The 25021-nt window shown below is 54.9% G+C and carries 27 protein-coding genes, 2 tRNA genes, 1 pseudogene and 1 riboswitch; of the genes and pseudogenes, 12 read left to right on the top strand and 18 right to left on the bottom strand.

Going from position 1 to position 25021, the window contains the following annotated elements; all coding sequences use genetic code 11:
* The first annotated feature begins 429 nt into the window (after positions 1 to 429).
* Entirely contained in the window at positions 430 to 900 is a 471-nt protein-coding gene (locus tag ID864_RS01550; RefSeq protein WP_143355026.1) for a helix-turn-helix domain-containing protein, read from the top strand.
* Here ID864_RS01550 and ID864_RS01555 read toward each other — a convergent pair.
* The 5 genes from ID864_RS01555 to tenA all read right to left on the bottom strand — a co-directional run bounded on the left by ID864_RS01555 (position 884) and on the right by tenA (position 5292).
* Positions 884 to 2098: an FAD-dependent oxidoreductase gene (locus ID864_RS01555; RefSeq protein ID WP_191149303.1), complete on the bottom strand. Its 1215-nt coding sequence runs from the start codon at positions 2096 to 2098 to the stop codon at positions 884 to 886. The genes ID864_RS01550 and ID864_RS01555 overlap by 17 nt on opposite strands.
* Positions 2099 to 2170: 72 nt before the next feature.
* Complete coding sequence (locus ID864_RS01560) at positions 2171 to 3100, bottom strand: ABC transporter substrate-binding protein (RefSeq protein ID WP_191149304.1); 930 nt, start codon at positions 3098 to 3100, stop codon at positions 2171 to 2173.
* Positions 3101 to 3122: 22 nt separating this feature from the next.
* On the bottom strand, positions 3123 to 3890 hold the full coding sequence (locus ID864_RS01565) for an ABC transporter permease (protein WP_191149305.1): 768 nt from the start codon (positions 3888 to 3890) through the stop codon (positions 3123 to 3125).
* Positions 3887 to 4615, bottom strand: a complete 729-nt coding sequence (locus tag ID864_RS01570) for an ABC transporter ATP-binding protein (RefSeq protein WP_191149306.1) — start codon at positions 4613 to 4615, stop codon at positions 3887 to 3889. The genes ID864_RS01565 and ID864_RS01570 overlap by 4 nt, the downstream gene beginning before the upstream one ends.
* A complete protein-coding gene (gene tenA, locus ID864_RS01575; RefSeq protein WP_048915688.1) occupies positions 4612 to 5292 on the bottom strand; it encodes a thiaminase II in 681 nt (226 codons plus the stop codon). The genes ID864_RS01570 and tenA overlap by 4 nt, the downstream gene beginning before the upstream one ends.
* Positions 5293 to 5368: 76 nt before the next feature.
* A riboswitch (TPP riboswitch) is annotated at positions 5369 to 5471 on the bottom strand.
* A 101-nt stretch (positions 5472 to 5572) separates the two neighbouring features.
* Here tenA and ID864_RS01580 point away from each other — a divergent pair.
* Complete coding sequence (locus ID864_RS01580; RefSeq protein ID WP_191149307.1) at positions 5573 to 6598, top strand: LLM class flavin-dependent oxidoreductase; 1026 nt, start codon at positions 5573 to 5575, stop codon at positions 6596 to 6598.
* Between the two features lie 101 nt (positions 6599 to 6699).
* Here the strand turns inward: ID864_RS01580 and ID864_RS01585 are convergent, their stop codons facing one another.
* The 5 genes from ID864_RS01585 to ID864_RS01605 all read right to left on the bottom strand — a co-directional run bounded on the left by ID864_RS01585 (position 6700) and on the right by ID864_RS01605 (position 10362).
* Positions 6700 to 7731, bottom strand: a complete 1032-nt coding sequence (locus ID864_RS01585; protein WP_048915684.1) for a methionine synthase — start codon at positions 7729 to 7731, stop codon at positions 6700 to 6702.
* A gap of 25 nt (positions 7732 to 7756) precedes the next feature.
* On the bottom strand, positions 7757 to 8734 hold the full coding sequence (locus ID864_RS01590; RefSeq protein ID WP_099754764.1) for a DUF1852 domain-containing protein: 978 nt from the start codon (positions 8732 to 8734) through the stop codon (positions 7757 to 7759).
* A 282-nt stretch (positions 8735 to 9016) separates the two neighbouring features.
* Positions 9017 to 9364: an HNH nuclease YajD gene (gene yajD, locus ID864_RS01595; RefSeq protein WP_048915689.1), complete on the bottom strand. Its 348-nt coding sequence runs from the start codon at positions 9362 to 9364 to the stop codon at positions 9017 to 9019.
* Positions 9365 to 9521: 157 nt separating this feature from the next.
* Entirely contained in the window at positions 9522 to 10046 is a 525-nt protein-coding gene (locus ID864_RS01600; RefSeq protein WP_191149308.1) for a rhodanese family protein, read from the bottom strand.
* A gap of 1 nt (position 10047) precedes the next feature.
* Positions 10048 to 10362: an ArsR/SmtB family transcription factor gene (locus tag ID864_RS01605; protein ID WP_062818141.1), complete on the bottom strand. Its 315-nt coding sequence runs from the start codon at positions 10360 to 10362 to the stop codon at positions 10048 to 10050.
* A 276-nt stretch (positions 10363 to 10638) separates the two neighbouring features.
* Between ID864_RS01605 and ID864_RS01610 the strand changes: the two are divergent.
* The 6 genes and pseudogenes from ID864_RS01610 (at position 10639) to ID864_RS01635 (ending at position 14956) form a co-directional block, all read left to right on the top strand.
* Positions 10639 to 11843, top strand: a pseudogene (locus ID864_RS01610) (IS1182 family transposase).
* A 411-nt stretch (positions 11844 to 12254) separates the two neighbouring features.
* Positions 12255 to 12425 carry a hypothetical protein gene (locus tag ID864_RS01615; protein ID WP_180276796.1) on the top strand — a complete coding sequence of 57 codons (171 nt, stop codon included), beginning with the start codon at positions 12255 to 12257 and terminating at the stop codon, positions 12423 to 12425.
* Positions 12426 to 12707: 282 nt separating this feature from the next.
* Positions 12708 to 13205 carry a hypothetical protein gene (locus ID864_RS01620; protein ID WP_224750357.1) on the top strand — a complete coding sequence of 166 codons (498 nt, stop codon included), beginning with the start codon at positions 12708 to 12710 and terminating at the stop codon, positions 13203 to 13205.
* The gene (locus ID864_RS01625; protein WP_191149309.1) at positions 13205 to 13624 is read left to right on the top strand and encodes a WapI family immunity protein; all 420 of its coding nucleotides are present in this window, start codon (positions 13205 to 13207) and stop codon (positions 13622 to 13624) included. Before ID864_RS01620 ends, ID864_RS01625 begins: the two co-directional genes overlap by 1 nt.
* 232 nt (positions 13625 to 13856) lie before the next feature.
* Complete coding sequence (locus ID864_RS01630; RefSeq protein ID WP_048915704.1) at positions 13857 to 14477, top strand: dTMP kinase; 621 nt, start codon at positions 13857 to 13859, stop codon at positions 14475 to 14477.
* Complete coding sequence (locus tag ID864_RS01635) at positions 14474 to 14956, top strand: glutathione peroxidase (protein WP_191149310.1); 483 nt, start codon at positions 14474 to 14476, stop codon at positions 14954 to 14956. The genes ID864_RS01630 and ID864_RS01635 overlap by 4 nt, the downstream gene beginning before the upstream one ends.
* Before the next feature lie 70 nt (positions 14957 to 15026).
* Here ID864_RS01635 and ID864_RS01640 read toward each other — a convergent pair.
* Positions 15027 to 15102: transfer RNA gene (locus ID864_RS01640), tRNA-Asn, on the bottom strand.
* Positions 15103 to 15479: 377 nt separating this feature from the next.
* On the opposite strand from ID864_RS01640, the gene katG reads away from it, so the two are divergent.
* The gene (katG, locus tag ID864_RS01645) at positions 15480 to 17648 is read left to right on the top strand and encodes a catalase/peroxidase HPI (RefSeq protein ID WP_230049209.1); all 2169 of its coding nucleotides are present in this window, start codon (positions 15480 to 15482) and stop codon (positions 17646 to 17648) included.
* Positions 17649 to 17707: 59 nt separating this feature from the next.
* On the opposite strand, the gene ID864_RS01650 is transcribed toward katG, so the two are convergent.
* From ID864_RS01650 to ID864_RS01665, 4 genes are read right to left on the bottom strand one after another with little or no spacing between them, the layout of a single operon-like run.
* Positions 17708 to 18547 carry a metal ABC transporter permease gene (locus ID864_RS01650; protein ID WP_191149311.1) on the bottom strand — a complete coding sequence of 280 codons (840 nt, stop codon included), beginning with the start codon at positions 18545 to 18547 and terminating at the stop codon, positions 17708 to 17710.
* Positions 18544 to 19398 (bottom strand): iron/manganese ABC transporter permease subunit SitC, encoded by an 855-nt coding sequence (sitC, locus tag ID864_RS01655; protein WP_191149312.1) that lies wholly within the window; start codon positions 19396 to 19398, stop codon positions 18544 to 18546. The genes ID864_RS01650 and sitC overlap by 4 nt, the downstream gene beginning before the upstream one ends.
* Entirely contained in the window at positions 19398 to 20189 is a 792-nt protein-coding gene (locus ID864_RS01660) for a manganese/iron ABC transporter ATP-binding protein (RefSeq protein WP_191149313.1), read from the bottom strand. Before ID864_RS01660 ends, sitC begins: the two co-directional genes overlap by 1 nt.
* Complete coding sequence (locus ID864_RS01665; RefSeq protein WP_048915693.1) at positions 20186 to 21097, bottom strand: metal ABC transporter substrate-binding protein; 912 nt, start codon at positions 21095 to 21097, stop codon at positions 20186 to 20188. The genes ID864_RS01660 and ID864_RS01665 overlap by 4 nt, the downstream gene beginning before the upstream one ends.
* A gap of 252 nt (positions 21098 to 21349) precedes the next feature.
* On the opposite strand from ID864_RS01665, the gene ID864_RS01670 reads away from it, so the two are divergent.
* The gene (locus ID864_RS01670; RefSeq protein ID WP_191149314.1) at positions 21350 to 21643 is read left to right on the top strand and encodes a hypothetical protein; all 294 of its coding nucleotides are present in this window, start codon (positions 21350 to 21352) and stop codon (positions 21641 to 21643) included.
* 16 nt (positions 21644 to 21659) lie between these two features.
* On the opposite strand, the gene ID864_RS01675 is transcribed toward ID864_RS01670, so the two are convergent.
* The 3 genes from ID864_RS01675 to ID864_RS01685 form a co-directional block, all read right to left on the bottom strand.
* Positions 21660 to 21735, bottom strand: a tRNA-Asn gene (locus ID864_RS01675).
* Positions 21736 to 21835: 100 nt separating this feature from the next.
* Entirely contained in the window at positions 21836 to 22630 is a 795-nt protein-coding gene (mtfA, locus tag ID864_RS01680; protein ID WP_099754819.1) for a DgsA anti-repressor MtfA, read from the bottom strand.
* Between the two features lie 120 nt (positions 22631 to 22750).
* On the bottom strand, positions 22751 to 23407 hold the full coding sequence (locus tag ID864_RS01685; protein WP_062818142.1) for a hypothetical protein: 657 nt from the start codon (positions 23405 to 23407) through the stop codon (positions 22751 to 22753).
* A 585-nt stretch (positions 23408 to 23992) separates the two neighbouring features.
* Here ID864_RS01685 and ID864_RS01690 point away from each other — a divergent pair.
* Both ID864_RS01690 and ID864_RS01695 read left to right on the top strand, forming a co-directional pair.
* Positions 23993 to 24697: a phosphohydrolase gene (locus ID864_RS01690; RefSeq protein ID WP_048915759.1), complete on the top strand. Its 705-nt coding sequence runs from the start codon at positions 23993 to 23995 to the stop codon at positions 24695 to 24697.
* 72 nt (positions 24698 to 24769) lie between these two features.
* Positions 24770 to 25015 carry a hypothetical protein gene (locus ID864_RS01695; RefSeq protein ID WP_048915708.1) on the top strand — a complete coding sequence of 82 codons (246 nt, stop codon included), beginning with the start codon at positions 24770 to 24772 and terminating at the stop codon, positions 25013 to 25015.
* Positions 25016 to 25021: the final 6 nt, after the last annotated feature.

Raw genomic sequence — 25021 nt, forward strand, 5'->3', positions numbered from 1 at the left:
CGTTATCATTTTTATTCAGCGCATCTTAAACCAAAGTTCAAGGCGTTTCGAGGTATCAACAATATTCTGTTACCGGGTTTCACAATTGGTTTCTGAGTTGCGTGCCGCTTTCCAAAATCGCCCCAACAATCTGATTTTAAAATCCAGCTCAATTACCCTTATCCGCATCTCAGGCAATCAGGCCTGGAACGTGGGTTTAGCAACGCGTGCTTAACGAAATTTCAGGGATTGTGAATATCGCAATTTGCGATAATATCAGGAGGCAGCAATGAGAGTGATCACGGCACGAGCCATAGTTGAGGCGATGAAAAAGCATGGGCAGTGGAAGGCAGGTCTGAAGCTCTGGCTGGATGTGTTCAACACCCCTCCCTTACGCTTCGAGTCTTTACTTCAGCTGCGCGCGACCAGACCCGCTCAAAGAGGTAAATCATGAGAACAATGACGTTAAACGCCAGCCAGCTTGATAGCCTGATCGCTAGCCTGCCGCTGCTGCTGCAAACCGCTGCCGCACAGCTGGAGCCGCTGTCGGTACTCGTACGCGCCTGCACGCTGCCGGTTGAGAACCAAGCGGATTTACAGGGGCGGATGGCGCTGATTGATGAACTGTACTCGCACGCCAGTGACGTAGAGCACTTTGCCGCTCAGTGCGCCGAACGGGTCAGCGACCGGGTGTACGAGTATGAGATGAGGCAGCTGCAGGTTCCCAATGTTACGCCCGGCGAAGCGCTCTCAATGCTGATGAAAGCACGCAAAATCCGCCAGGCTGACCTGCGCCAGATTGCCACGCAGAGCGTTATTTCAGAGGTGATCCACGGCAAACGATCTCTCACCGTTGAGCAGATTAAAGCACTGGCAAGATTCTTCCGCGTGCCGCTGGAAACCTTTATGGGGCAGCCCTGAAGCGGCGCGGTTTTTCACGGCGGAACCCCAGCCCTATGATCCAGCCAAACACGTAGGGCAGAAACGGGTAGCGTCTAATGATGCGCGGCAGCGGACTGGTTTGCCCCGCCGGGCGCTGCTTGCCGCTCATTTTTATCTGGATAAACTGCGTGGCGCTGGTTGGGAACTGACGGCGTTTTTGCACCTTATTGAGCTGGCGCAGGCTGACGCTGCCTTTCAGCAGGCTGGCGGTAAGCAGCCTGGCGCTGGCGACCGCGTCCTGAATCGCCAGGTTGACGCCGACCCCACCGATTGGCGACATCGCATGGGCGGCGTCGCCGATGCACAGCAGGCCCGGTTTGGCCCAGCTGTCCAGCCGGTCAATGCGAATGTCGAGCAGCCTGAACTGCTGCCAGTCGGTCAGAGCGGACATTCGCGTGATGGGGAAGGGCGCGACGTCGGCAATCTGCTGCTTAAACGGCTCCAGACCGTTCTCCCGGATGGCAGCAAATTGCCCTTTGGTAATCGAGTAGCCGCACTGCCAGAAGCTGCCGCGATCGAGCATGATAAAGTTCTGTCGCGGCCCCTTGTGGCCGGTATTCCACTCCGGATCGTCCTCACGTTTATCAAGCTGGAACCACAGCACGTCGCGCGGTGAGCCGAACGATCGTCCGCTCAGGCCAGCCTGCTGCCGCACCGCAGAGTGCCGCCCGTCACAGCCCACCACCAGCTGAGCGCGAATTTCCAGCTTGCCGTCAGGTCCGCTGGCCGTGACGCCGCGCACGACGCCGTCCTCAGTGATTAATTCCTCAAGGGCGGTCGACTGGCGCAGCTGGAAGCCGGGCAGGGCAGAAGCTTTGCCGGCAAGAAAATTCAGAAAGTCCCACTGCGGCATAAACGCCATAAAACGGCACTTCACCGGCAGGCGGGTGAAATTCGCCAGCGTGACCTCTTCGCCGCCCAGCTCCGCCTGCAGGCGCGGAACGCGCTGGTGCGGCAGGCTCAGCAGCTCGTCCAGCAGGCCAAGGTGGTGCATGATTTGCAGCGTGGAGGGGTGGATAGTGTCACCGCGAAAATCACGCAAAAAATCCGCGTGCTTCTCAATCACTACCACCTGCACACCGGCACGCGCCAGCAGATAGCCGAGCATCAACCCGGCCGGGCCGCCGCCGACGATGCAGCAGTCGGTGGTTAATCGTTCAGGTGCCAAAGAGTGCATGAAAACCTCGCGCCAAAAAAACAGATGATAATAATTATCATTATCTGACCGTTTGCGCCAGCGCGGGAGGAATTAATGCACCTCGACCGCGTACTTTTCCACCGGGGTGATCTTCTTGATTAGCTGGTTATCAAACAGGAACTGCTCGTAGGCCTGATAGCGCTGGTCGTCGAGCTGCGCCGGATTTTTGGCAAACAGCGGCAGCGTTTTCTGCCATGCAACGTGGTTCAGCTCGGTGTTCAGTTCGGGATGCGCTTTGGCAAACGCCTGCCAGCTCTCTTCCGGATGCGCCAGCAGGTAGTCGGTGCCTTTCTGCAGCGCGGCGAGGAATTTCTTCACCTTCGGCGCATTCACCGCGTCGCGATTGGCAACAATCACCAGCTCGTCATAGGCCGGAACGCCATAATCCTCAACGTTAAACACCAGCGGATTTTTCCCCTGTAGCCTCAGTTCCTGCGCTTCAATATTGCGGTAGCCGCCAATCACCGCATCCACCTGGCCTGCCAGCAGCGCGCTGGTCAGCTGGAAGTTGACATTAATCAGCTTAATGTCCTGCGGATTAACGTTTTCATGCTTCAGCATAGTACCGAGCGTTGCCTGCTCTATGCCGCTGACCGAGTAGCCGATCTTCTTGCCTTTCAGCCCGGCGGGCGAGGTGATGCTTTTATCCAGCGTCATCACCGTGTTCAGCGGTGAGTCGATCAGCGTGCCGACGCGCACCAGCGGCAGGCCTTCATCGGCAAAGAAGTGTAATTGCGGCTGATAGGTGATGGCGAGATCGGCCTGTTTAGCCGCCACCAGGCGCGGCGGCAGTGACGGATCCGAAGGCGGGACGATCTTCACGTCCAGCCCCTCCGCTTTAAATGCGCCAATCTGTTCGGCCACCATAATCGGCGCGTGATCGGGGTTAATGTACCAGTCGAGGATCAGCGTCAGCTTTTCAGTAGCCTGGGCACTGCACGCGGCGCCCAGCAGCAGTGCGCAGAGGGTTTTTTTGAACATGGTTATGACCTTTTATAATGTGTTAGTGGTTTTCAGGTGCCCAGTTAATCAGGCGCTGCAGCAGCGCATCGACCGCCAGCCACAGCAGAACCGTCATCAGGACCAGGATAAACAGCGCGGCAAAGCACTGAGCGGTCTGCATGCGGGCATTGGCATTCAGCATCACGTAGCCCAGTCCTTCGGCGGAACCGACCCACTCACCGATAATGGCACCGATAGGGGCTACCGCCGCGGCCATGCGCAGGCCGGAAGCGAACGCGGGCAGCGCGGCCATCAGGCGGATGTGGCGCAGCTGCGCCCAGCGTGAAGCGCCCATGGTGCGGGCCAGGTCGAGCCAGTCACGGTTAACGCGCCGCAGCCCGTCATAAAATGCAGAGGTGACCGGGAAGAAGATCACCAGTACCGCCATCGCCACCTTGGCGCTGATGCCGAAGCCGAACCACAGCACCAGCAGCGGAGCAAGCGCAAAGACCGGGATTGCCTGGCTGGTCAGCACCAGCGGCATCATCCAGCGCTGTAAACGCGGCGAGAAGGTCATCGCCAGCGCCAGCAGTGAACCGAGTAGTACGCCGATAGCCAGCCCGCTGAGCACCTCCGACGCGGTGATCAGGCTGTGCCAGGCCAGAAACGCCCGGTCGTTCCACAGCGCGCTTGCCACCGCAACCGGCGACGGCAGCAGAAAGGCAGGGATGTCCGTCAGCGTCGCCAGCCACCACAGCAGCATCAGCCCGGCGAAGATCGTCAGCCCGCGCAGGCTGCGGGCGCGTTTTCCTGCGCTGCGCGCCCTCATACCGCCGCCCTCAGCAGCTGTTGCAGCAGCTCACCCTGGCTTTTCAGCAGATCGGGATCGTCCGGCGCGCGCGGTGGCTGCCCGCCGATAGCGTGGCCGTCATCAATTCCCGCCGGGAAGCCGGAGAGGACCAGCAGCTGGTGACTGAGGCGACAGGCTTCCATCGGATCGTGAGTGATCAGCAGCACGGTATGGTCGCTGAGCAGGTCGGCGGCCAGCGTCTGGATCCTGGCACGCGTCAGGGTGTCCAGCGCTGAAAACGGTTCATCCATCAGCACTACCGGGCGCCGCTCGTACAGCGTGCGGGCAATCGCCGCGCGCTGGCGCATGCCGCCGGAGAGCGCTGCCGGACGCTCGGTTGCCTGCTCAGCCAGCCCGACCCGCTCCAGCAGATGCTGCGCCCAGGGCAGGTCGGCTTTTTCGCCGCGCAGGCGCGCGCCGAGCGTGATGTTGTCTATCACCGACAGCCACGGAAGCAGCAGATCCTTCTGACCCATATACGCAATGCGCCCCGCCAGCGGCAGGCCATCGCTGCCGCACACCTGGCCCGCATCGGCGGTAGCCAGACCGGCGATGATCTTCAGCAGGCTGGTTTTGCCACAGCCGCTGGCGCCCAGCAGCGCCGCAAAGCTGCCGCCTTTGATGTCAAAATTGAGGTGTTGAAAGATAGTGCGCCCGCCAAAACTCAGGCTGAGGTCGCGCACGGCAATACCAGGGGGCATCATGGTGCGGGCACCGCATTTAGCCCCATCTGCCAGAAGGCCGCTTCCAGCCGGGTGGCGGTGGTGAAGATCTCGCTGAGGCTGGCGATGCGGCTCTCCGCTGCGCGCTGCTGACCCACCGTTTCCAGCAGCCCAATCGCCGCCTGCACGCCGCGAAGATAATCGGCATCGCCGTAGTTACGGATCCACGAGGCATACGGGCTGCCGTCGAGCCGGGTTTGCGGGTCGTTGAGCAGGCGCAGGCCGATTTCGGCATAGCCCGCCACGCACGGTAGCAGAGCGGCCAGCAGCTCCAGCGCATCGCCGGAGTGGCCGATATCCAGCACGTAGCGAGTGTAGTTCATGGTCTCCGCCGCTTCCGGCTCGGCTGCCATCTGTGCTTCACTCAGCCCCCAGCTTGCGCAGTAGCCAACGTGCAGCGGCAGTTCATTGACGATGGCGTTGAGTGAGGCGGTGGCGGCGCGCATTTCCGGCAGGGTACGCAGCTTGGAGACCAGCAGGGCATAGGCGCGGGCGAAGTGGATCAGGAACAGATAGTCCTGGGTCAGGTAGCGGCGAAACGCACTGTCTGGCAGGGTACCGTCGGCCAGCTGCTGCAAAAAAGGGTGCCCGACGTAGTGCTGCCATTCAAGGCCCGCCTGCTGGCGTAAACGGCCGTACAAACCCTGGCTGAAATCGATGTGGGAAACGGGATGAGACACGGGACCTCCATAAATTCAGTGGAGATCCGGGCACGCAGAGGTATGAACAGGCATATGATCGATGCCAACCCGTCCCTTCGCTGGCATGACCCAGATCAGGTTCAAAGGGTTCGGCTTACGCCATCTCAGCCCATTACAGGACACCCCTCGGAGCAGCCTGTTATACGATATTTCATTTTTGATTACAATCCTTGCTTAGTCAGGCACGGCGAGTTAGGAATAGTATTATCCCCACGCAATTTCCACTCAGGAAAACCCTATGAAAAGTATTGGATTTCTGTCGTTTGGTCACTGGACACCTTCGCCGCAGTCCGGCACGCGTTCTGCTGCCGACGCGCTGTTACAATCCATCGATCTGGCGGTAGCTGCCGAAGAGCTTGGCGCAGACGGCGCTTACTTTCGCGTGCATCACTTCGCCCGCCAGCTCAGCTCTCCGTTCCCGCTGCTGGCCGCCGTTGGCGCGAAAACCCGCCGTATTGAGATCGGCACTGGCGTCATCGATATGCGCTATGAGAACCCGCTGTACATGGCTGAAGATGCCGGTTCCGCCGATCTGATCTCCGGCGGGCGCCTGCAGCTTGGCATCAGCCGCGGTTCGCCGGAGCAGGTTATCGACGGCTGGCGCTACTTTGGCTATCAGCCCGCCGAAGGTGAGAACGAGTCGGATATGGCGCGCCATCACACCGAGGTGCTGCTTGACGTGCTGCGCGGCGAAGGCTTCGCTAAACCGAACCCGCAGCCGATGTTCCCTAATCCCCCCGGCATGCTGCGCGTGGAGCCTTACTCGGAGGGGCTGCGCGAGCGCATCTGGTGGGGCGCAGGCTCCAATGCCACAGCGGTGTGGGCAGCGAAGCTGGGAATGAATCTGCAAAGCTCAACGCTGAAGGATGATGAAACCGGTGAGCCGTTCCATATTCAACAGGCGAAGCAGATCCGCGCCTACCGTGAAGCCTGGAAAGCGGCTGGGCATACCCGTACGCCGCGGGTTTCCGTTAGCCGCAGTATTTTTGCGCTGGTAAACCAGCAGGACCGCATGTACTTCGGCAATAGCGGTAAGGAAGCGGATCAGGTCGGCTACCTCGACGAGAAAACCCGCGCCATCTTTGGCCGCAGCTACGCCGCCGAGCCGGATGTGCTAATCAAACAGCTGGCAGAAGATGAAGCCATCGCCGAAGCCGACACGCTGCTGCTGACCGTTCCGAATCAGCTGGGCGTGGATTACTGCGCGCACACCATCGAGGCGATACTGAAGCACGTTGCTCCAGGGCTGGGCTGGCGGGAGTAAGCGTTAAAAAAGCCCGCCTGGGAGAAACAGGCGGGCTCAGGCGGAGGCTGAAATTGTGCAAGCGGTGCCTGCACAATTGTCGGTTATGACATACGGCAGCGTTATTTAGCCAGTAGCTCTTTACGGATGATCTCGGCACCCGCGCTCAAGGCATCGAGCTTGCCTCTTGCCACGCCACGCGGCAGCGGAATCATGCCGCAGTTGGTGCAAGGGTAAAGCTTGTCAGCGTCAACAAACTGCAGCGCTTTGCGCAGCGTCGCGGCGACCTCTTCAGGGGTTTCAATGTTATTGGTTGCCACATCAATGGCACCGACCATCACTTTCTTACCGCGGATCAGCTCCAGCAGCTCCATAGGAACATGCGAGTTCTGACATTCGAGTGAGATAATGTCGATATTCGATTTTTGCAGCTTCGGGAAAATCTCTTCGTACTGGCGCCACTCGGAGCCCAGCGTCTTTTTCCAGTCGGTATTCGCTTTGATGCCATAGCCGTAGCAAATATGCACAGCCGTTTCGCACTTCAGCCCTTCGATGGCCCTTTCCAGAGTGGCGATACCCCAGTCATTCACCTCATCAAAGAAGACGTTAAACGCTGGCTCATCGAACTGGATAATATCCACACCCACCGCTTCCAGCTCTTTCGCTTCTTCATTCAGGATCTTAGCGAATTCCCACGCCAGTTTTTCACGGCTTTTATAGTGATTATCATACAGGGTATCGATCATCGTCATCGGACCCGGCAGGGCCCACTTAATTGGCTTGTCAGTCTGCTGACGCAGGAACTTAGCGTCCTCGACAAAGACCGACTTTTTGCGGCTTACCGGACCCACGACGGTCGGCACGCTGGCGTCGTAACGATCGCGAATCTTAACGATTTCACGCTGCGCGAAATCCACGCCTTCGAGATGCTCAATAAAGGTGGTGACGAAATGTTGGCGGGTCTGTTCGCCATCGCTGACAATATCAATGCCCGCCTGCTGCTGGTCTTCCAGGCAGAGACGCAGAGCGTCTTTCTTGCCGTCAATCAGTTCCTGATCCTGCAATTTCCACGGCGACCATAAAACTTCAGGCTGTGCCAGCCAGGAGGGTTTAGGCAAGCTGCCAGCAGATGAAGTGGGTAATAACTTTTTCATAATAGGTGACCTTGTAATTTCTGAATCAAAGAACGGTATCTGCAGACCATTGCTTAAGAACATTCTGGTAAGGCTTGATGAATTTCTCTTCAGTCAATTTGCCCTGCTCAACGGCCAGCTGGCTGCGTTCTTCGCGATCGTAAACAATTTTAGTTAATGCATAATCCTGACTGTTCAGGCTTGGCTGATACTCTTGTCCCGCGACTGAATTCGCGTTGTAAATTTCAGGACGGTAAATTCTCTGGAACGTTTCCATCGTACTGATGGTGCTGATCAGCTCAAGATCCGTATAGTCGTTAATTAAGTCACCGGAGAAATAGAAGGCCAGAGGCGCGACCGCATTTGGCGGCATAAAGTAGCGCGCCTCTAAACCCATTTTCTTGAAATAGTGATCGGTCATGGACAGCGCATTCTGCCGATATTCCACGCCCAGTACCGGATGCTGATAGTCGGTGCGGTGATAGGTATTTTTGCTGGACACGCTCAGGCAGATAACCGGCTGCTTCTTGAAGTTTTCTTTGTAGGTGCTTGAGTTAACGAAAGATTTAAACAGATTCCCGTGCAGCGCACCAAAATTATCCGGCGTGCTGAAGCTGGACCGGTTTTTGTTATGCTCTAACAGCACCACGCTGAAGTCATAATCACGCACGTAAGAAGAGAAATTATTGCCGACAATCCCCTCAATGCGCTGATTGTTTTTACGATCGACGATATGGGTTTTCAATATTTCAATCACCGGGAAGGGAACGCCTTTGCCTTCCACATCCATCTCAACAGAGACGATCTCAAGCTCCACGGCGTAACGATCGCCGTTGGGATTATCCTCGCGCGCCAGGCTATTAAAACGATCGTCAATCATCGTCAGGGCATTACGCAAGTTTTCCTGACGCATCTCACCGCGCGCTAAATTAGCGAAGTTGGTGGTAATACGAGTATTCTCAGAGGGGTTATAATTCTCATCGAAAGTGAGGCTTTTAAGCGTAAATTTTAATTTATTATTCATGGCGATGAAGTATCCTGATTTCTGATATAAAACCTGAATTATTTATTCAGTGCTTTCAAATTTTCTTTTCTGGTTTTATTATTCAGATGGTCTAAATAAAATAGCAGTAGGTACTTTATGCCAGAGTCACTGATTGAGGAAAAGTGATTTAATTTCATTGCTGCATGAGCCATCTTCATGATCGCACCAAGGGCAGGTGGGGCATGAGGTAACTGTATGAATTTATTGTTATTATGATAACATCTGGCACAGGATCTGCGCCAGAAGCGGGTATCGCAGCGATTACTTCTTCTTATCCAGCCGCGACTTTAAATCGGCAAACGGATTATAGGTGGCTGCGCCTACATCATTCTGCGCATCTTCCCCGGCGACCACGCGGGTGCCGTACTGGTCGGCTTCCGTATATTTCTCATGTTCGTGGTCGTGGCAATAGAGGCACAGCAACTCCCAGTTACTGCCGTCTTCCGGATTATTGGTATGATCGTGGTCGATATGGTGAACCGTTAACTCACGCAGATTTGAATACACAAACTCGCGCGCGCAGCGTCCACAAACCCAGGGATAGATTTTCAGGGCTTTTTCACGATAGCCGGGTTCCAGCCGCGCATAGTTTTTGGGGATCAGAGCCATTGCTGAGGTTACCTGCATCTAATGTTCATTTACGATAGTGCTGCCAATATATCCCACAATGGTGCAGAACCAGAAACAGGAAGTGACTTTTGCAAAATTAATGCCGCAAAGTGCGCGGGTTATACTCGGTCCTCCAGCCACAGCCTCAGAAGCCCTCTCAGGAATTCCTGTTCCATGGCATTTTTAACAAAATGTTCGCCATTCCACAAAACCCCGTTAAGCCTGCAAAAAGTAGTCCTGCACCGACAAAGCCTGATAAAAGAAACAGCCTGCTGTCAACGGCGTATCCCAAAATAACACCGGTAAGAACAAGCGTGCCCGCAGCAATCTGGACTTGCCTCATCACAGGCAGTGGTTGCTTTTTGTCTTCGATTGTCGGAAGGCCGACGCGCTTCCACGCGTTAATGCCACCTGACATCAGTAAAACCGGCGCAGGGCTTGCGGTATGGGTCAGCGCGTTAGCATTTTGAACCGTGCGCATTCCTGCCTGGCAGTGGAAAATGACAGGCTGTCGCGCCGCATTTTCCACCGTTTTACCTGCCGTAATCTCAGTGAGCGGAAGCGAGTTCGCATGGGGTATATGCTCACGCAAGTATTCAGCGCGTTCCCGGATATCAATGAGCACAGCGCCTGCTTCAATAAGCTTTTGGGCTTCTTGCGGTGAAACTGATTCTGGTGTCATGTTAACAATCCTCAGGACAGTAAATGTCTTTTAAGGTGGAGATAACTTTTTTCACCGCATCGTTTTTGATGAAATAGTTGACTTTTTGCGCGACCCTTTTTGACTCAATCAAACCCTCGTCTTTCATTTTCGCAAGGTGTTGAGAGGTTGCAGAAGGTGTTAAGCCGGTCAGTTGCCCCAGTTCACCCGAAGAGGTGCCGGGTTTATCAATGAGAATACAGAGGATTAACAGACGACTGCTGTTACTCATCGACTTAAGCAGCGTGGTTGCCCGCAAGGCACCCTCTTGTATGTGAAGTAGACTCGTTTCTTTCATTCTTATTTTAGTTTTTTCTAAATTTAGTAAAATCTAAATCAAATGATGCTCACGTGCAATCAAAGATTCTAAGTGCAGCAGGATATCTGCCGTTGTTGATTGCAGGCGGTGTTCAACTTAGCTGTCCGCTTCGTGCCCAGGCTGTGTGAAAACTGCTGATCACTTTTTGGTCTAAGTAGTGACTTTATATGATCAACCATTCTTGATAAACCCATGCGGCAACCTACTTTATTTAATAAAATTAAAAGCATACGATTAAATATTGCGGGTGTAGATATGACTCACCACATTAAAGGTCAAGGCAGACATCAGGTGACGTTGCTGCCTGAAGTGCTGGATGATTTTGTCACAGAAGACATCCCTGTCAGGGTTATTGATGTCTTTGTTGAGGGATTACAGCTTGATACACTTGGCTTCGAGCGCGTTAATGCAAAACAAACCGGGCGGCCAGGATACCCCCCCCCCCCGCAACCATGCTGAAGCTGTACATTTATGGATACTTGAACCGCATTCAGTCATCCCGCAGGTTAGAAAAAGAAGCCCATAGTAACGTTGAATTGATGTGGTTACTTGAGCGATTAACACCTGATTTTAAAACCATTGCTGACTTCAGATAAAACAATGGTAATGGCATCAAAAATGCTTGCCGGGCTTTCATTGATCTGCGTCGGCAGATGCAGATGTTCACCGATGTGGTGGTTGCCATTGACGGTAGTAAGTTCAAGGCGGTAAACAGCAAATCGAACTACTTCACGCCCCAGAAAACAAAAGGTCACATCGAAAGGGTTGAGCAAAGTATCGCTCTTTACTTGAATAAGCTCGATGAAGCTGACAAGGCTGTGGAGCCCTAAAAAATGCAGGTTTAACCGCTGCAAAACTGGCATGGCTGCAAAAGCGTTTGAAAGAACTCAAGCAAATCCAGCAGGCCGTTGCGCAGCACCCTGATAAGCAACTGTCACTGACAGATCCTGATTCCCGACTAATGAAGATAAACAATGTTAACCGCCAGGTTAGCTATACGTTCAGGCTGCCGTTGATGCTAAATATCACCTGATTGTTGCGCATGAAGTAACGAATACACCAGACCGTGGGCAGCTAACAGCGGTGACAAAATTAGCGCAAGATGCTGTTGGCAAAGCGGATATTACCGTACTGGCTGATAAAGGTTACTACAGCCGGGGTGATATTAAAGCAACGCAGGCCTTAGGTGCCATAGCCTTGGTACCAAAAGGCGATACCTCTGGCGCTGACCGCAAAGGTCTTTCAATCGTTCATTGTTCAAATATGACCAGGAAAAAGATATTTGTATTTGTCCGATGGGTAGCGAGCTTCAGAATAGATTTACGGTGGTTGAGGATGGTTACTTCCTGACGCAACGGTTTAAAAACGTCAGCACAGAAATCAGTCTGCATGTGCTGGCTTATAACCTGAAAAGGACGATGTCCATCTGGGGTACCGAAGGATTGGCCATTAAGCTGTGAGAACAATGCAACTAGCGGGAGTAACCGCTTTACCCCCCTAATAACAAGCGATTAGCACTCCATATCTAGCCACAAAAGCCTCGTTCTGCCTGTGCATACAAATCACAGCGGATACAGTCAATACATCCCTGACTGAGACTGAGGATAGTACTCAGAAACTGCAAAAACTGAGTTTTCACACAGCCTGTGCCAGGAGCGGACATGTTGTCTCTCGATTCAGGCGGCCAAATTCAGTAAACCACTTCATAGTGCGTAATAAGGCCGATCTGTTTCATCACACTTACCCGGTGCTGAAATCAGTATAATGGCGCCGTGCTACGAAGAACTGCGAACCGGCTATCTGTATCTGTGTAACCAGCTGGACTACGCCTTACCGGTTTACGTGTTCTCACCAGGGAAAGGAGCACAGTAATGAGCGGTATGATGTTAGGTCAGGTAGTGCTGATGGCCATTGTGATAGCTTGGCTTTTGTTAGTGCTGAAGTTTGACGTCTGGAAGCGCGGCGAGACAAAGATAATCACCATGGCCATGCTGGCAGCACTTCTTGAGCTGGCGATCGCCGAGATCATCTACATGCTGTGAACCGTAAGAAAAAATAATGCTTTGTTTGCCATTGCAGGACATGTGGTATTTAATTCCCTGAGGATATCACTACATAGAATCTTGTAATGGCAGTTTTAAACCAAACGGATCGGAATGAACCAGGGCATCAATACAATTTCAGAACACCTCTACCGCCAGGCGAGTATTTCGCAATTACTCCCACCTATCGCCCTCCTCATAACGCTCAGCCCATAATCGACGAACAAACTGGCGTATGCATTGGCTACTCTGTAGCTCAGGCACCTGGCCTGTGGCAGATATATGACGCTGATGGACCGATTTGCGATACTCGAAGAAGTCCCCTTAGAGACGCCGCTAATTGACCCTACTGATATTGCCTTATTCATGTTTGGTGCATTTCGTCTGCTGCGCACGGGTGTGGGATTGTTTGAGTCGGGCATCAGCAACAGAGTCAAGGCTGCATTAAGCGGCGGGGCACTCAATATCTTGAAGGGACGCTTCAAGGCTGGTCTGTCAGTAAGGAACTTGCTGTTCACTCAGGCCACTGCTAGGCATATGGCTGATCCCGGAAGGTATATCCCCGTTCATATCCTTGAAAAAGCGGTAAGGTTCGGAAAGCGAGGCCCGGACCCACAAAAGATACCCGGCCAGTTCGAATACATCATAGGCATGACCCGCCTCACTAAAAGAGTTGAAGGGAATGCGATCGTTTATAGACCTAAGAAGTACACCTTGCAGGTTATCATCAGAGAGAAGGACTGGACAGTAATGCACTATCACATAGAGGCGGTTCGATAATGTTTGAAATCAAAAACGAAAGTGTCTTATTCCGCTTCGCCTTTGTCGAGCGAATCGAAGTTCTGGAAGACCGCCGACAAGATCTGATTGTGTGCTGGCTGGAGATTGAGGAACCTTCCATAAAGCTGCAATGTGAGTGTGAGCTGACTCTTTTTGATTTGGAAAGGCTTCGGGACATGCTTTCGCGGTTCTATGACAAAATTTCGAACAACATAGAAGCGGCTCCTGAATTATTTACGCCAAGAGTGCCGGTATTTGCGTTTGAAGTCCGTGAGGTGGAAGGCGGTGATATTATCGGCTTCAACTTTACTGCCAGCCCTCAAGAAGATGAAGGGTGGACGCTTAAGGGGGGCATAGTGATAGACCAGTCTTATTTCCCCGGCCTGATTCGTGGGGTTGAGTCCATACTGACTAATTGATGGACTGACCTGCTCCCTGATAATTCACTCAGAAGGCTGTTAGCAATGTCCGCTCCTGGCTCAAAGCTGCCTCTCAGCGCTTATCTGCTTAAAAACAGACCTGGTGTGATTTTACAGACGGATCCCTTAAACTACACCGCACAGGGTGGTTAGCCGTTAATACCAGGGAAGTAAAAATGCTTTTGTCAGAGTGGAGTTTTACCAAAACAGTATGCCAACCGTTATTTCAGCGATGAGCCGTCAGCTGTTTGTCTCTCTGGATGGCCCAAAGGGCGCGGGTAAAACCACCTTGTTGGAAGCCATGACCACCGTACTCAGGGCGGACAACAAGAAGGTGATCCGGCTGTGCGAGAAAAAAAGCGATCCCTGCAGAGGGGAAACCATGGCTCTGGTCAACCAGCTGGCCAGACATCCCAGCCTGGATTTGGAACGGGAAGTTTGTCAGCGACTGGCGGATAGCCGGGCATGGATTTCCCGGCATGTACTGACGAAACAGCCAGCGGACTGCATTATCCTGATGGATCGCTGGTACCCCTCTGATGCCGCTTTTCGCCGCATGATGCCATTCGACGACATTCTGAAGCTTAATCTTGAGCGAAACGTACGCGCGCCAGACCTGCATGTCGGCGTTGTTACCGCGCCAGACATTTCATGGGCGAGAGCCGCGGCCCGGGCGCGTGGGTTAGGCAGTACGGTGATGTCTAAGCTGGCAGAGCATGTCTCCTGTACCGAGGCGTTCGAGCGGGAAATTGCCGATCGCGGCTGGATTTTATGCCGCAATGAAGGAACGCTAGAGGAGGCAACGATGCAGCTGGTTGCTGAGATTAACAACGCGATGAGATCCCCAGGATGACCACCTTTTATCAACATAGTGCCATCAGCCTGAGCGGCCAGCTCATCTCGATGGCCGACTACGCTGGCAAGCTGATTCTGGTGGTAAACACCGCCAGCCATTGTGGATTTACGCCCCAATACGCAGGCCTGGAAGCGCTTTACAGGAAATATGCCACCCAGGGACTGGTGGTGCTCGGTTTCCCCTGTAACCAGTTTGGTAAGCAGGAACCCGGCGGTACAGACGACATTATGCAGACCTGCCATATCAACTACGGTGTGAGCTTCCCGATGTTCGAGAAAGTGGTGGTCAACGGCGCTGCCGCCCATCCGCTGTTTCGATACCTGAAGGATGAATTGCCCGGCGTACTGGGCGGGCGCATCAAATGGAACTTCACTAAGTTCCTGATTGGACGGGACGGCAAACCGCTTAAGCGTTTTGCTCCGATCGCTACGCCGGAGAAAATAGAAGCCGCTATCATCGCTGCCCTGGAAAGCTAAGTGGTGCTTTAATCTGACCACTAAACGCAAAAAGCCCGCTCGGGTTTCCCCGAGCGGGCTTCTCTAAATATGGCTCCTCTGACTGGACTCGAACCAGTGACATACGGATTAACAGTCCGCCGTTCTACCGACTGAACTACAGAGGAATCGTGTGAACGGGGCGGATAATAAACATGCCCTGGCGATGTGTCAACGCTAAAAATCATCCTCTGCGGTTCGGTTGCTGATGTTTGCAACAACCTGATGATTTGTTCAGCATTTCATGATGTTTTCTCAGGCACAGGGACGTTTTCTTTGATGAAGATAAACCCCTACGCTTTGGCTGGCTACTCTATACTCAGTAATCTCTGGCACCACACAACCGGGCGTGCCGACTGCAGTTCCCCAAGAGAAAGCCTATCAAATGCATAGGGTGAGACAGGTTTGTGCGGGTGAGTTCCGCGTATAGAGTGTCTGTAATCAAGCGAAAAGGAGAAAGACCGTGAGCAATTCTGTTGATAACGAAGCGAATAGTGCCGAGCCCATTGTTGAAGCGGACAGGGAAGCCTCTGCCGGTAAGTGCCCATTCCATGCCGGCAAGTCAAATGATGTCTCTGGCGGTGGCACCAGCAACCGCGAATGGTGGCCGCAGCAGCTGCGAGTCGACCTGCTGAACCAGCACTCAAACCGTTCTAACCCGCTGGGAGAATCTTTTGACTACCGTCAGGAGTTCGCCAAGCTTGATTATTCCGCACTGAAAGGCGACCTGCGCGCGCTGCTGACTGAATCACAGGCCTGGTGGCCCGCCGACTGGGGCAGCTATATTGGTCTGTTTATCCGTATGGCGTGGCACAGCGCCGGTACTTATCGCTCTGTTGACGGGCGCGGCGGTTCCGGTCGTGGTCAGCAGCGTTTTGCTCCGCTTAACTCCTGGCCGGATAACGTCAGCCTGGATAAAGCCCGTCGCCTGCTGTGGCCGGTGAAGCAAAAGTACGGTCAGAAAATTTCCTGGGCCGACCTCTATATTCTGGCGGGCAACGTCGCGCTGGAAAACTCCGGCTTCCGCACCTTTGGCTTTGGTGCCGGGCGTGAAGACGTCTGGGAACCGGATCTTGACGTCAACTGGGGCGATGAGACCACCTGGCTGGAGCACCGTCACCCGGAATCACTGGCTAATTCACCGCTCGGCGCCACCGAAATGGGGTTGATTTACGTCAACCCGGAAGGCCCGGAACACAGCGGTGATCCGGCTTCTGCTGCCCCAGCTATTCGTGCCACCTTTGGCAACATGGGCATGAACGACGAGGAGATCGTAGCGCTGATCGCGGGTGGACACACCCTGGGTAAAACTCACGGTGCCGCCGATGCCAAACATGTCGGCGTCGACCCGGAAACCGCCCCGATTGAAGCGCAGGGCCTGGGCTGGGCCAGCAGTCACGGCACTGGCGTCGGCGCCGATGCCATTACTTCCGGTCTGGAAGTGATCTGGTCGCAGACGCCAACCCAGTGGAGCCACTACTTCTTCGAGAACCTGTTTAAGTACGAGTGGGTGCAGACGCGCAGCCCGGCAGGGGCGATTCAGTTTGAAGCATCGAATGCAGAAGAGATTATCCCCGATGCCTTTGACAGCGCGAAGAAGCATAAGCCGACCATGCTGGTCACCGACCTGACGCTGCGCTTCGATCCGGAGTTTGAGAAGATCTCGCGCCGCTTCCTGAACGATCCGCAGGCGTTTAACGAGGCGTTTGCCCGTGCCTGGTACAAGCTGACCCACCGCGATATGGGGCCAAAAGCACGCTATATCGGTCCGGAAGTGCCGAAAGAAGATCTGATCTGGCAGGATCCGCTGCCGCAGCCGAGCTATCATCCAACCCCCTATGACATCGCGCTGCTGAAAGAGAAAATTGCCGCGTCGGGCCTGTCGGTGGCAGAGCTGACCTCGGTAGCCTGGGCTTCTGCCTCAACCTTCCGCGGCGGTGACAAGCGCGGAGGGGCCAACGGTGCCCGCCTGGCGCTGCTGCCGCAGCGCGAATGGGAAGTCAATGCCGTAGCTGCACGCGTGCTGCCGGTGCTGGAAGCGATTCAGAAGACCGAACAGAAGGCCTCGCTGGCGGATATTATTGTGCTGGCCGGTGTCGTCGGTGTTGAACAGGCGGCGAAAGCGGTTAACGTCGACATCGAAGTGCCATTCACCCCGGGCCGCGTGGATGCGCGTCAGGATCAGACGGATATTGAGTCGTTTGAGCTGCTGAAGCCGAAAGCGGATGGTTTCCGTAACTATCGCGCGGCACCGGGGCGCACCTCGACCGAGAATCTGCTGATCGACAAGGCGCAGCAGCTGACGCTGACCGTGCCGGAGTTAACGGTGCTGGTGGGTGGCCTGCGTGCGCTGGGGGCCAACTTCGACGGCAGCCAGCATGGGGTCTTCAGCGATAAAGTCGGCGAACTTAACACCGACTTCTTCAGCAACCTGCTGGATATGCGTACCGAGTGGAAAGCCACCGATGCCAGCGGCGAACGCTTTGAAGGGCGCGACCGTCTGAGCGGCCAGGTGCGCTTCAGCGCGACCCGTGCCGACCTGGTGTTTGGTTCCAACGCGATTTTACGCGCGTCAGCCGAGGTTTACGCCAGCAGCGATGCTAAGCAGAAGTTTGTCAAAGACTTCGTTGCCGCGTGGACCAAAGTGATGAACCTCGACCGTTTCGATATCTGAAACTAGCCTGAGTCTGCAACCAGCCCGCCCGGCAAACCGGTGCGGGCTTTTTTTTATTCTCAGCGGGCCGTGATAGCGTGGCGATCGCGCCTGGCCGAGAAGATAAACGCGGCGATAAACAGCACCGCGAACAGCAGCACAATGGTCGGGCCGGGCGCGCTGTCGAGGAAGAATGACAGGTAAGTGCCGCTAAAACAGACCACCACCGACAGCAGCACCGAGCAGATCATCACCGAAGAGAAGCGGCGCATCAGCAGAATGGCAATGGCCCCGGGCGCGATCAGCAGCGCAATCGACAGCACAATGCCGACCGCCTTCAGCGTGGCAACGATAGTCAGGGCAATCATACTTAGCAGCCCATAATGCAGCAGCGCGGTATTCAGCCCGCAGGCTTTGGCCTGCTGCGCGTCAAACGCGTGCAGGACCAGATCGCGCCACTTGATGCCGATGATCATGGCAATCACACCGGCAATTGCGCCGCTTTGCCAGATATCCGCAGGCGAGATGCCGAGCATGTCGCCAAACAGGATGTGGTCGAGGTGCACCTCTGACTTGACGGAGATATAGATAATCAGACCGACGGCAAACATCCCCGAGAAGACGATCCCCATCACCGTATCCTGCTTGATGCGGCTGTTCTCCTTCAGGTAGCCCGTCGCCAGCGCGCAGAACAGCCCGGCGCAGAATGCGCCAATCGCCAGCGGGATGCCGACGATCCACGCTATAACTACCCCGGGAAATACCGCGTGGCTCATCGCATCGCCCATCAGCGACCAGCCTTTGATCACCATAAAGCTGGAGAGCAGGGCGCAGGGAATAGCGACAATCACCGAGATGGTCAGCGCGGCATGCATGAAATCAAACTCAAACGGACTAAGCAGCAGCTCTGTCAGACTCATCGTACCTCCTCCTCCTGGCTGACCCGACGGCGGCGCGCAAGCAGCCCGTGTTTCGGGGCGAAGACAAAGGCGATAAGAAACACCAGCGTCTGCGCCACCACGATAATGCCGCCGGTTGCGCCGTCGAGATAGTAGCTAACCCAGGCGCCGAAGAAGCTGGTGACGCTGCCTATCACCACCGCAATCAGCAGCAGCCGCTGGAAGCGGTCGGTCAGCAGATACGCCGTCGCCCCCGGCGTGACCACCAGGCAGATCACCAGAAAGGCACCGACGGTTTGCAGCGCGGCGATGGTGCAGGCCGCCAGCAGGGTGAAGAACAGCAGCTTCAGGCGGGTGGGATTGAGGCCGACCGAGCGCGCGTGGTTCTCGTCGAAGAAGGTCACCATCAGGTCTTTCCACTTCACCAGCAAAATCAGCAGTGAGGTAAAGCCGATTATCGCCAGCTGCAGGATATCTTCCGGGGCAATCGCCAGAATATTGCCCAGTACGATGGTCTGAATATTTACCGAGGTGGGGTTAAGCGACACCATAAACAGCCCGAGGCCGAAGAAAGAGGAGAAGATCAGCCCGATAATCGCATCCTCCTTCAGCCGGGTGCGCTGGTTGAGAAACAGCATGCTGCCCGCCGCCAGCCCGCCGGAGAGAAAGGCACCCAGCGCGAACGGCAGGCCCAGCATATAGGCTCCCGCCACGCCGGGCACAATCGAGTGCGACAGCGCATCACCCATCAGCGACCAGCCCTTAAGCATCAGATAGCAGGAGAGAAAGGCGCACACGCCGCCGACCAGCGCCGAAACCCACATGGCGTTCAGCATATATTGGTAGTGAAAGGGTTCCGCCAGCCACGCCATCAGCGCTGCCCCCCAACCACCGTCAGGCCCGGCTGCGGCAGCGCATCGCTAAACTCGACGCCGCGCAGCGCGCCGCTGAAGGCATTTTCCAGATTCTCCCGCGTGAAGGTGGTGGCAGTTGGCCCGCAGGCCAGCACCGTGCCTTTGACGATGGCGGTATGATCGCAGTAGTCGCTGACGGTGGCGAGATTATGGGTAGAGACCAGCATGGTGCGGCCCTCGGCGCGCAGCTCATGCAGCAGGCTGATAATTTGCCTTTCGGTGTTAACGTCCACCCCGGTAAAGGGTTCATCCAGCAGGATCACCTGCCCGCGCTGAGCAATGGCGCGGGCGAGGAACACGCGTTTTTTCTGCCCGCCGGAGAGTTCGCCAATCTGACGCTGGCGAAAATCCGTCATGCCGACGCGCTCCAGCGCCGCAGCGACCAGCCGTTTGTCCTCCGCCCGCGCTATGCGCAGCATCCCCATGTGCCCGTAGCGGCCCATCATCACCACATCCTCCACCAGCACCGGGAACGACCAGTCGACGTCTTCGGACTGCGGTACGTAGGCGATCAGGTTACTTTTCAGGGCGCGTTTTTCGCTCATGCCAAGCAGGGTGATTGACCCGCTGGAGAGCGGCACAAAGCCCATAATCGCCTTAAACAGCGTGGACTTCCCGGAGCCGTTGATGCCGAGCAGCGCGGCAATGCTGCCGGCCGGGATCTGTAAGGTAGCGTCGCGCAGGGCCGTGTGCCCGTTACGGTAAGTGACCGTCAGCTGGCTGACGTCGATACCGGGCTGCTGGTTCATTTTGCTAACCCCTCGTTGATGCCGTTGACCACGGTTTCGCTGGTGACGCGCAGCAGGTCGAGATAGGTCGGCACCGGGCCGTCTGCCGCACTCAGCGAGTCGACATACAGCACGCCGCCATAGTGGCTGCCGGTTTCCCGCGCCACCTGGCGCGCGGCTTTATCCGACACGGTGCTCTCACTGAACACCGCCGGGATCTGCTGCTGCTTCACCGTGTCGATCACTTTACGCACCTGCTGCGGCGTGCCCTGCTGGTCGGCGTTAATCGGCCACAGGTACAGCTCCTTCAGGCCGAAGTCGCGCGTCAGGTAGGAGAATGCGCCCTCGCTGGTCACCAGCCAGCGCTTGTCGGCGGGGATCTGCGCCAGCGCCTGCTCGACCGGGGCAACGGCAGCGCTGATTTTGGTTTTGTAGGCTTCAGCGTTCTGGCGATAGGTTGCCGCGTTGTCCGGGTCATACTTCACCAGCGCATCGCGGATATTATCGACGTAGATCAGCGCATTTTTCGGCGACATCCACGCGTGTGGATTGGGTTTGCCGCTGTACGGCCCTTCGCTGATGCCCATCGGCGCGATCCCGTCAGAGACCACGACCTCCGGCACCCCGGAGAGATGACGGTAAAAGCGCTGGAACCAGAGCTCGAGATTGAGGCCGTTGGCAAGGATCAGCTGCGCCCCCTGAGCGCGCTTGATATCGCCCGGCGTCGGCTGATATTCATGGATCTCCGCCCCCGGCTTGGTGATCGAGGCGACATCGGCGGCATCCCCGGCGACGTTTTTCGCCATATCGGCGATCACGGTGAAGGTGGTGATCACCTTGAATTTTTCAGCGGCGCTGGCCGGGGCCAGCGGTAACAGAGCAACCAGCAGGGCGCACAGCCCGCGTTTAATCCAAAGCCGTTCAGGCATCACAACCCCCATAAAAGTATAAAAAAGCGGCATAGTTAGCTATTGCTATAAGGTATAGCACAGGCTATATCGCAGAGTGAATCATTTTTACAGGGGATGACAATTCGATATTCGCGACTCCGGGGTTTTGATCAACTATTGTTGATCCAGAGCCAGAAGTGGACTGAGAAAAGATGTGACTATTAACGCGAGCGCGGTGAATCGGCCCGCTGCTTTATCAGGCTGAGCAAATAATCAGATAATGGTAATGATATGATTAAAAAAGCAGTTTTCGCGGCGTTAGCATTAACGGTATTTTTTCAGTCTCCTGTGCACGCAATTTCTGAAAAGTACCGTCAGCAGCTTGAGCGTTCCGGCTGCACTCAGCAGTCGGAACTGCAGGGGTGTGATATACACAAATCTAGGCAGCAGAACGCCCGCGCGGGGTTTTCTGACAAAACCATGGCGGGTGCAACTAAGGCAACAACAGCTGGAAAAACAGTCATTCAGACACCAGCAACCCAGCACGCGCCGAATAAAGCAAAAAGCCCGCTCAGGTTTCCCTGAGCGGGCTTTTTAAATATGGCTCCTCTGACTGGACTCGAACCAGTGACATACGGATTAACAGTCCGCCGTTCTACCGACTGAACTACAGAGGAATCGTGTGAACGAGGCGAATATTAGCGGTCCGCCCCGTGACTGTCAACTGCAAAAAAAAGTTTAGCTTTCAACTGGCTGCGTTTAAATCAACCCGGGCGATTAGTGTACAGTTCCGCCGGGATTGTGGTGTAACTGCTGCTGCTCCAGTCGCTGATTGGGATCCTGACGATAGAACTGGCGAAATCGCTGGTAGAGTGACGGGAAGCGGGCAATCAGTAGCTCCGGCGCGCTGAAGAAATACTCCGACAGCACGGCGAAGCACTCGGCCGGTTCGCTGGCAGCATAGGCATCAATACTGGCGGCGTTTTCGCCCACCAGGTCAATCTCATCCTGAATGTGGTTCATTGCCGCCATCAGCTCGCGTTCCCAGCTTGCGACATCGCGCATGGCCATGGCCGGTACGCCGTTCGCTTCGCCGCTGCCGCGTGCGTCCAGCTTGTGCGCCACTTCATGGATCACCAGGTTGTAGCCGGAGCAGTCAAAGGAGTCCTGAATATCCAGCCAGTTCAGCACAATCGGCCCCTGCTGCCAGCTCTGCCCGGCGTGGACCATGCGTTCACGATGCACCAGGCCAAATTCATCCTGCCACTCGTCGTCCACCGTAAACGGAGAAGGGTAGAGCAGCACCTCATGAAAGCCGTCCAGCCAGTCATAGCCCAGGCTCAGCACCGGCAGGCAGAACAGCAGCGCAATGCGGCAGCTTTTCAGCTCATCCAGCTCAAAGCCCTGTAACGCCACCAGCCGCTTCTGGCGCAGAAAGCGGTCGGCAAGCTGGATCAGGGTTTTGCGTTCGTCACTGCTCAGCGCAGACAGTAGTGGAATGTCCAGCGCCTGTTGCCAGGGAAGCCCGCTATTTATCGCGTCGTCATCGCTTTTCCATGGCCACTTGATCATGCAGTTGACACTCCACAAAAGTAAATAAAGGGAATATTCAATCAGTTATCGGGAAGTCTGTCTGTGACTGAACGCAAACAGCGCCGAAAAAAATCAGCGCTGCGAAGGTACCTGCTGGCCTCAGATGCGGTCGAAATCGATTACCCACACCCAGGGATTCACTTCCCAACTGGTGCCGCCGTACTGAATAGCCCACTGCTTGCGGTAGGCATCCTTCGCCGAAACGGCTTCGCTGTGCATGGTGAAAAAATTATTGAGGAAGTGCGAATCAACCTGCACCCCTTCGGCCATAACGTCGTCGTCGCTGATATCCTGGATTCTCTCCACGCGCACGCCGGTGACAAGCAGGTTAATACGGCTGGCCCAGCGCGGCATATGAATCCCTGCCTGCCAACCGAACTGGTCGTCCTCTTCATCGGTACTGTAAATGCTGGAGTCAGCGCGGTACTGGCAGTAATCGATATTTTTGAACTGCAATGGGGAGTGCTGGTACTGAGCCATTTCCTGCGGGGGCACGACCGGCCCACGCCAGGTTTCTCGCACCCACAGACGGTCGCCGGGTTGACCATACGGGCAGTGGTAGCTGAGATTTTCCATTCCCAGTACGCGGTTTCCCTGCAGGTTATTGCTTAATACATCAATGCCGTAGCAGCCTTCGTGGTTATCCTGAACCGACCCAAACAGCTGGGACTTCATGATGCGCCTTGTCTGCCGTTGCTGACCGGAGAGCAGGGCGCGCACCCGTTGATCGCTAAATAAAATCGGGCGTTCTTTCATGGCTTGACCTCTAATATGACTTTCTTGACCAGTGCCTGGCTCATAAGCAAAGTAAAAATACAATACAGACAATTCCTAACTTTAGCTTAAAAAAACAAACAGGTGGGTATTTTCACTAATCATCAGCAAGTCTTATAAAAAAAATGGCGCGAAAAATTTGCACCGGGAAAGTGTGCCGCCTTCCGTCTTTGCGGTGTGGCTTAAACCTGGCTGTCGTGCGGTAACACAAATGACATTTTACCATAATACAATATGTTACTGCGACTAAAGCTTGTACGATCGCGGCCATTGATAATGGGTATCAGTTCACTTCGCTGGCGGGTCAAAAGCCGTTTAAACCGTGCCAGCGTATAATTTATTGCGCAGCGCATGACTTCGGATCATAACATTCATTTATCTTTTGATCGAAAATTAGTCACACGCTAACGCATTGGTAAAAAGCTGAAAATGCAAAAAATGTTGTGAGAAGGTTAAAACAATCGCTATAAGTTTGATGTGGATCTCATTTATGCTGATATGGCCGTCCCGTTACAGTGGGCAACCACCACTGACATCTCAAAAAGTCCAAAAAATAAGGAGAAGTCTATGAACCTGACCCATTGGCAATCCCGCTTTGACGCTTTTCTTTTCGAAACCTGGCAGCATGGCGATAAAGCCCATGATATCGCGCACCTTAAGCGCGTCTGGCAAAGCGCGCAGCGCATCATGCAGGGGACAGAGGCTGACGAACTGGTGGTGCTCACCGGTTGCTACTTCCACGACATCGTAAACCTGCCAAAAAACCATCCCGAGCGTCATCTGGCCTCGAAACAGGCCGCAGATGAAACCCGGCGCATTTTGCGTGAGGTGTTTCCTGATTTTCCCGCAGACAAAATCGAGGCGGTGGCGCATGCGGTGCACGCCCACAGCTTCAGCGCTGGCGTGACGGCAGAAACGCTGGAGGCGAAAATTGTGCAGGATGCTGACCGCCTTGAATCGCTGGGGGCGATTGGCCTGGCGCGCGTGTTCTACGTTTCGGGCGCGCTGGGGCGTTCGCTATTTGACAGTAATGACCCGCTGGGGCGCGACCGTTCGCTGGATGATGCCGAATGGGCGCTGGACCATTTCCAGAAAAAATTGTTGAAGCTGCCTGAAACCATGCAGACCGCTGAAGGAAAAAGAGTGGCCGAATTTAACGCCAGTTTCCTGGTAACCTATATGGCGAAGCTATGCGCTGAATTAAAAGGGGATTTCTGTGCCCTCGATCAAAGCGTGCTGGAGGAGTTCAGCCCGCTAGCAGAGAAATATTAAATTTTTGTGACAGTATGGTTAAGTCGCACATTACGGGTTAGCTTGTTGAGACAATTCTCAGGAGAATCAGGTATGACCGACAAAGTCAGTTTAACTATCAAGATCGATCCTTCCCTTAAGGAAACGATCAAAGCCGTTGCTCTGGAAAACCAGCTTTCGTTGAGTGAAGTTGTGACGACTCACCTGGTGAAAAGCCTCTCTGCGCAGCCGGCGGCTGTTGACAGTCTCGATACTGAAGAAGCCGTCACTGAACAGCTCAGCGCTGCAGAACTCAAGCAGATCCGCAGCCTGCTGAAGAAATCGAAAAAGAAAAAATAAACCGCT

Source organism: Erwinia aphidicola, assembly GCF_014773485.1.
Classification (GTDB): domain Bacteria; phylum Pseudomonadota; class Gammaproteobacteria; order Enterobacterales; family Enterobacteriaceae; genus Erwinia; species Erwinia aphidicola.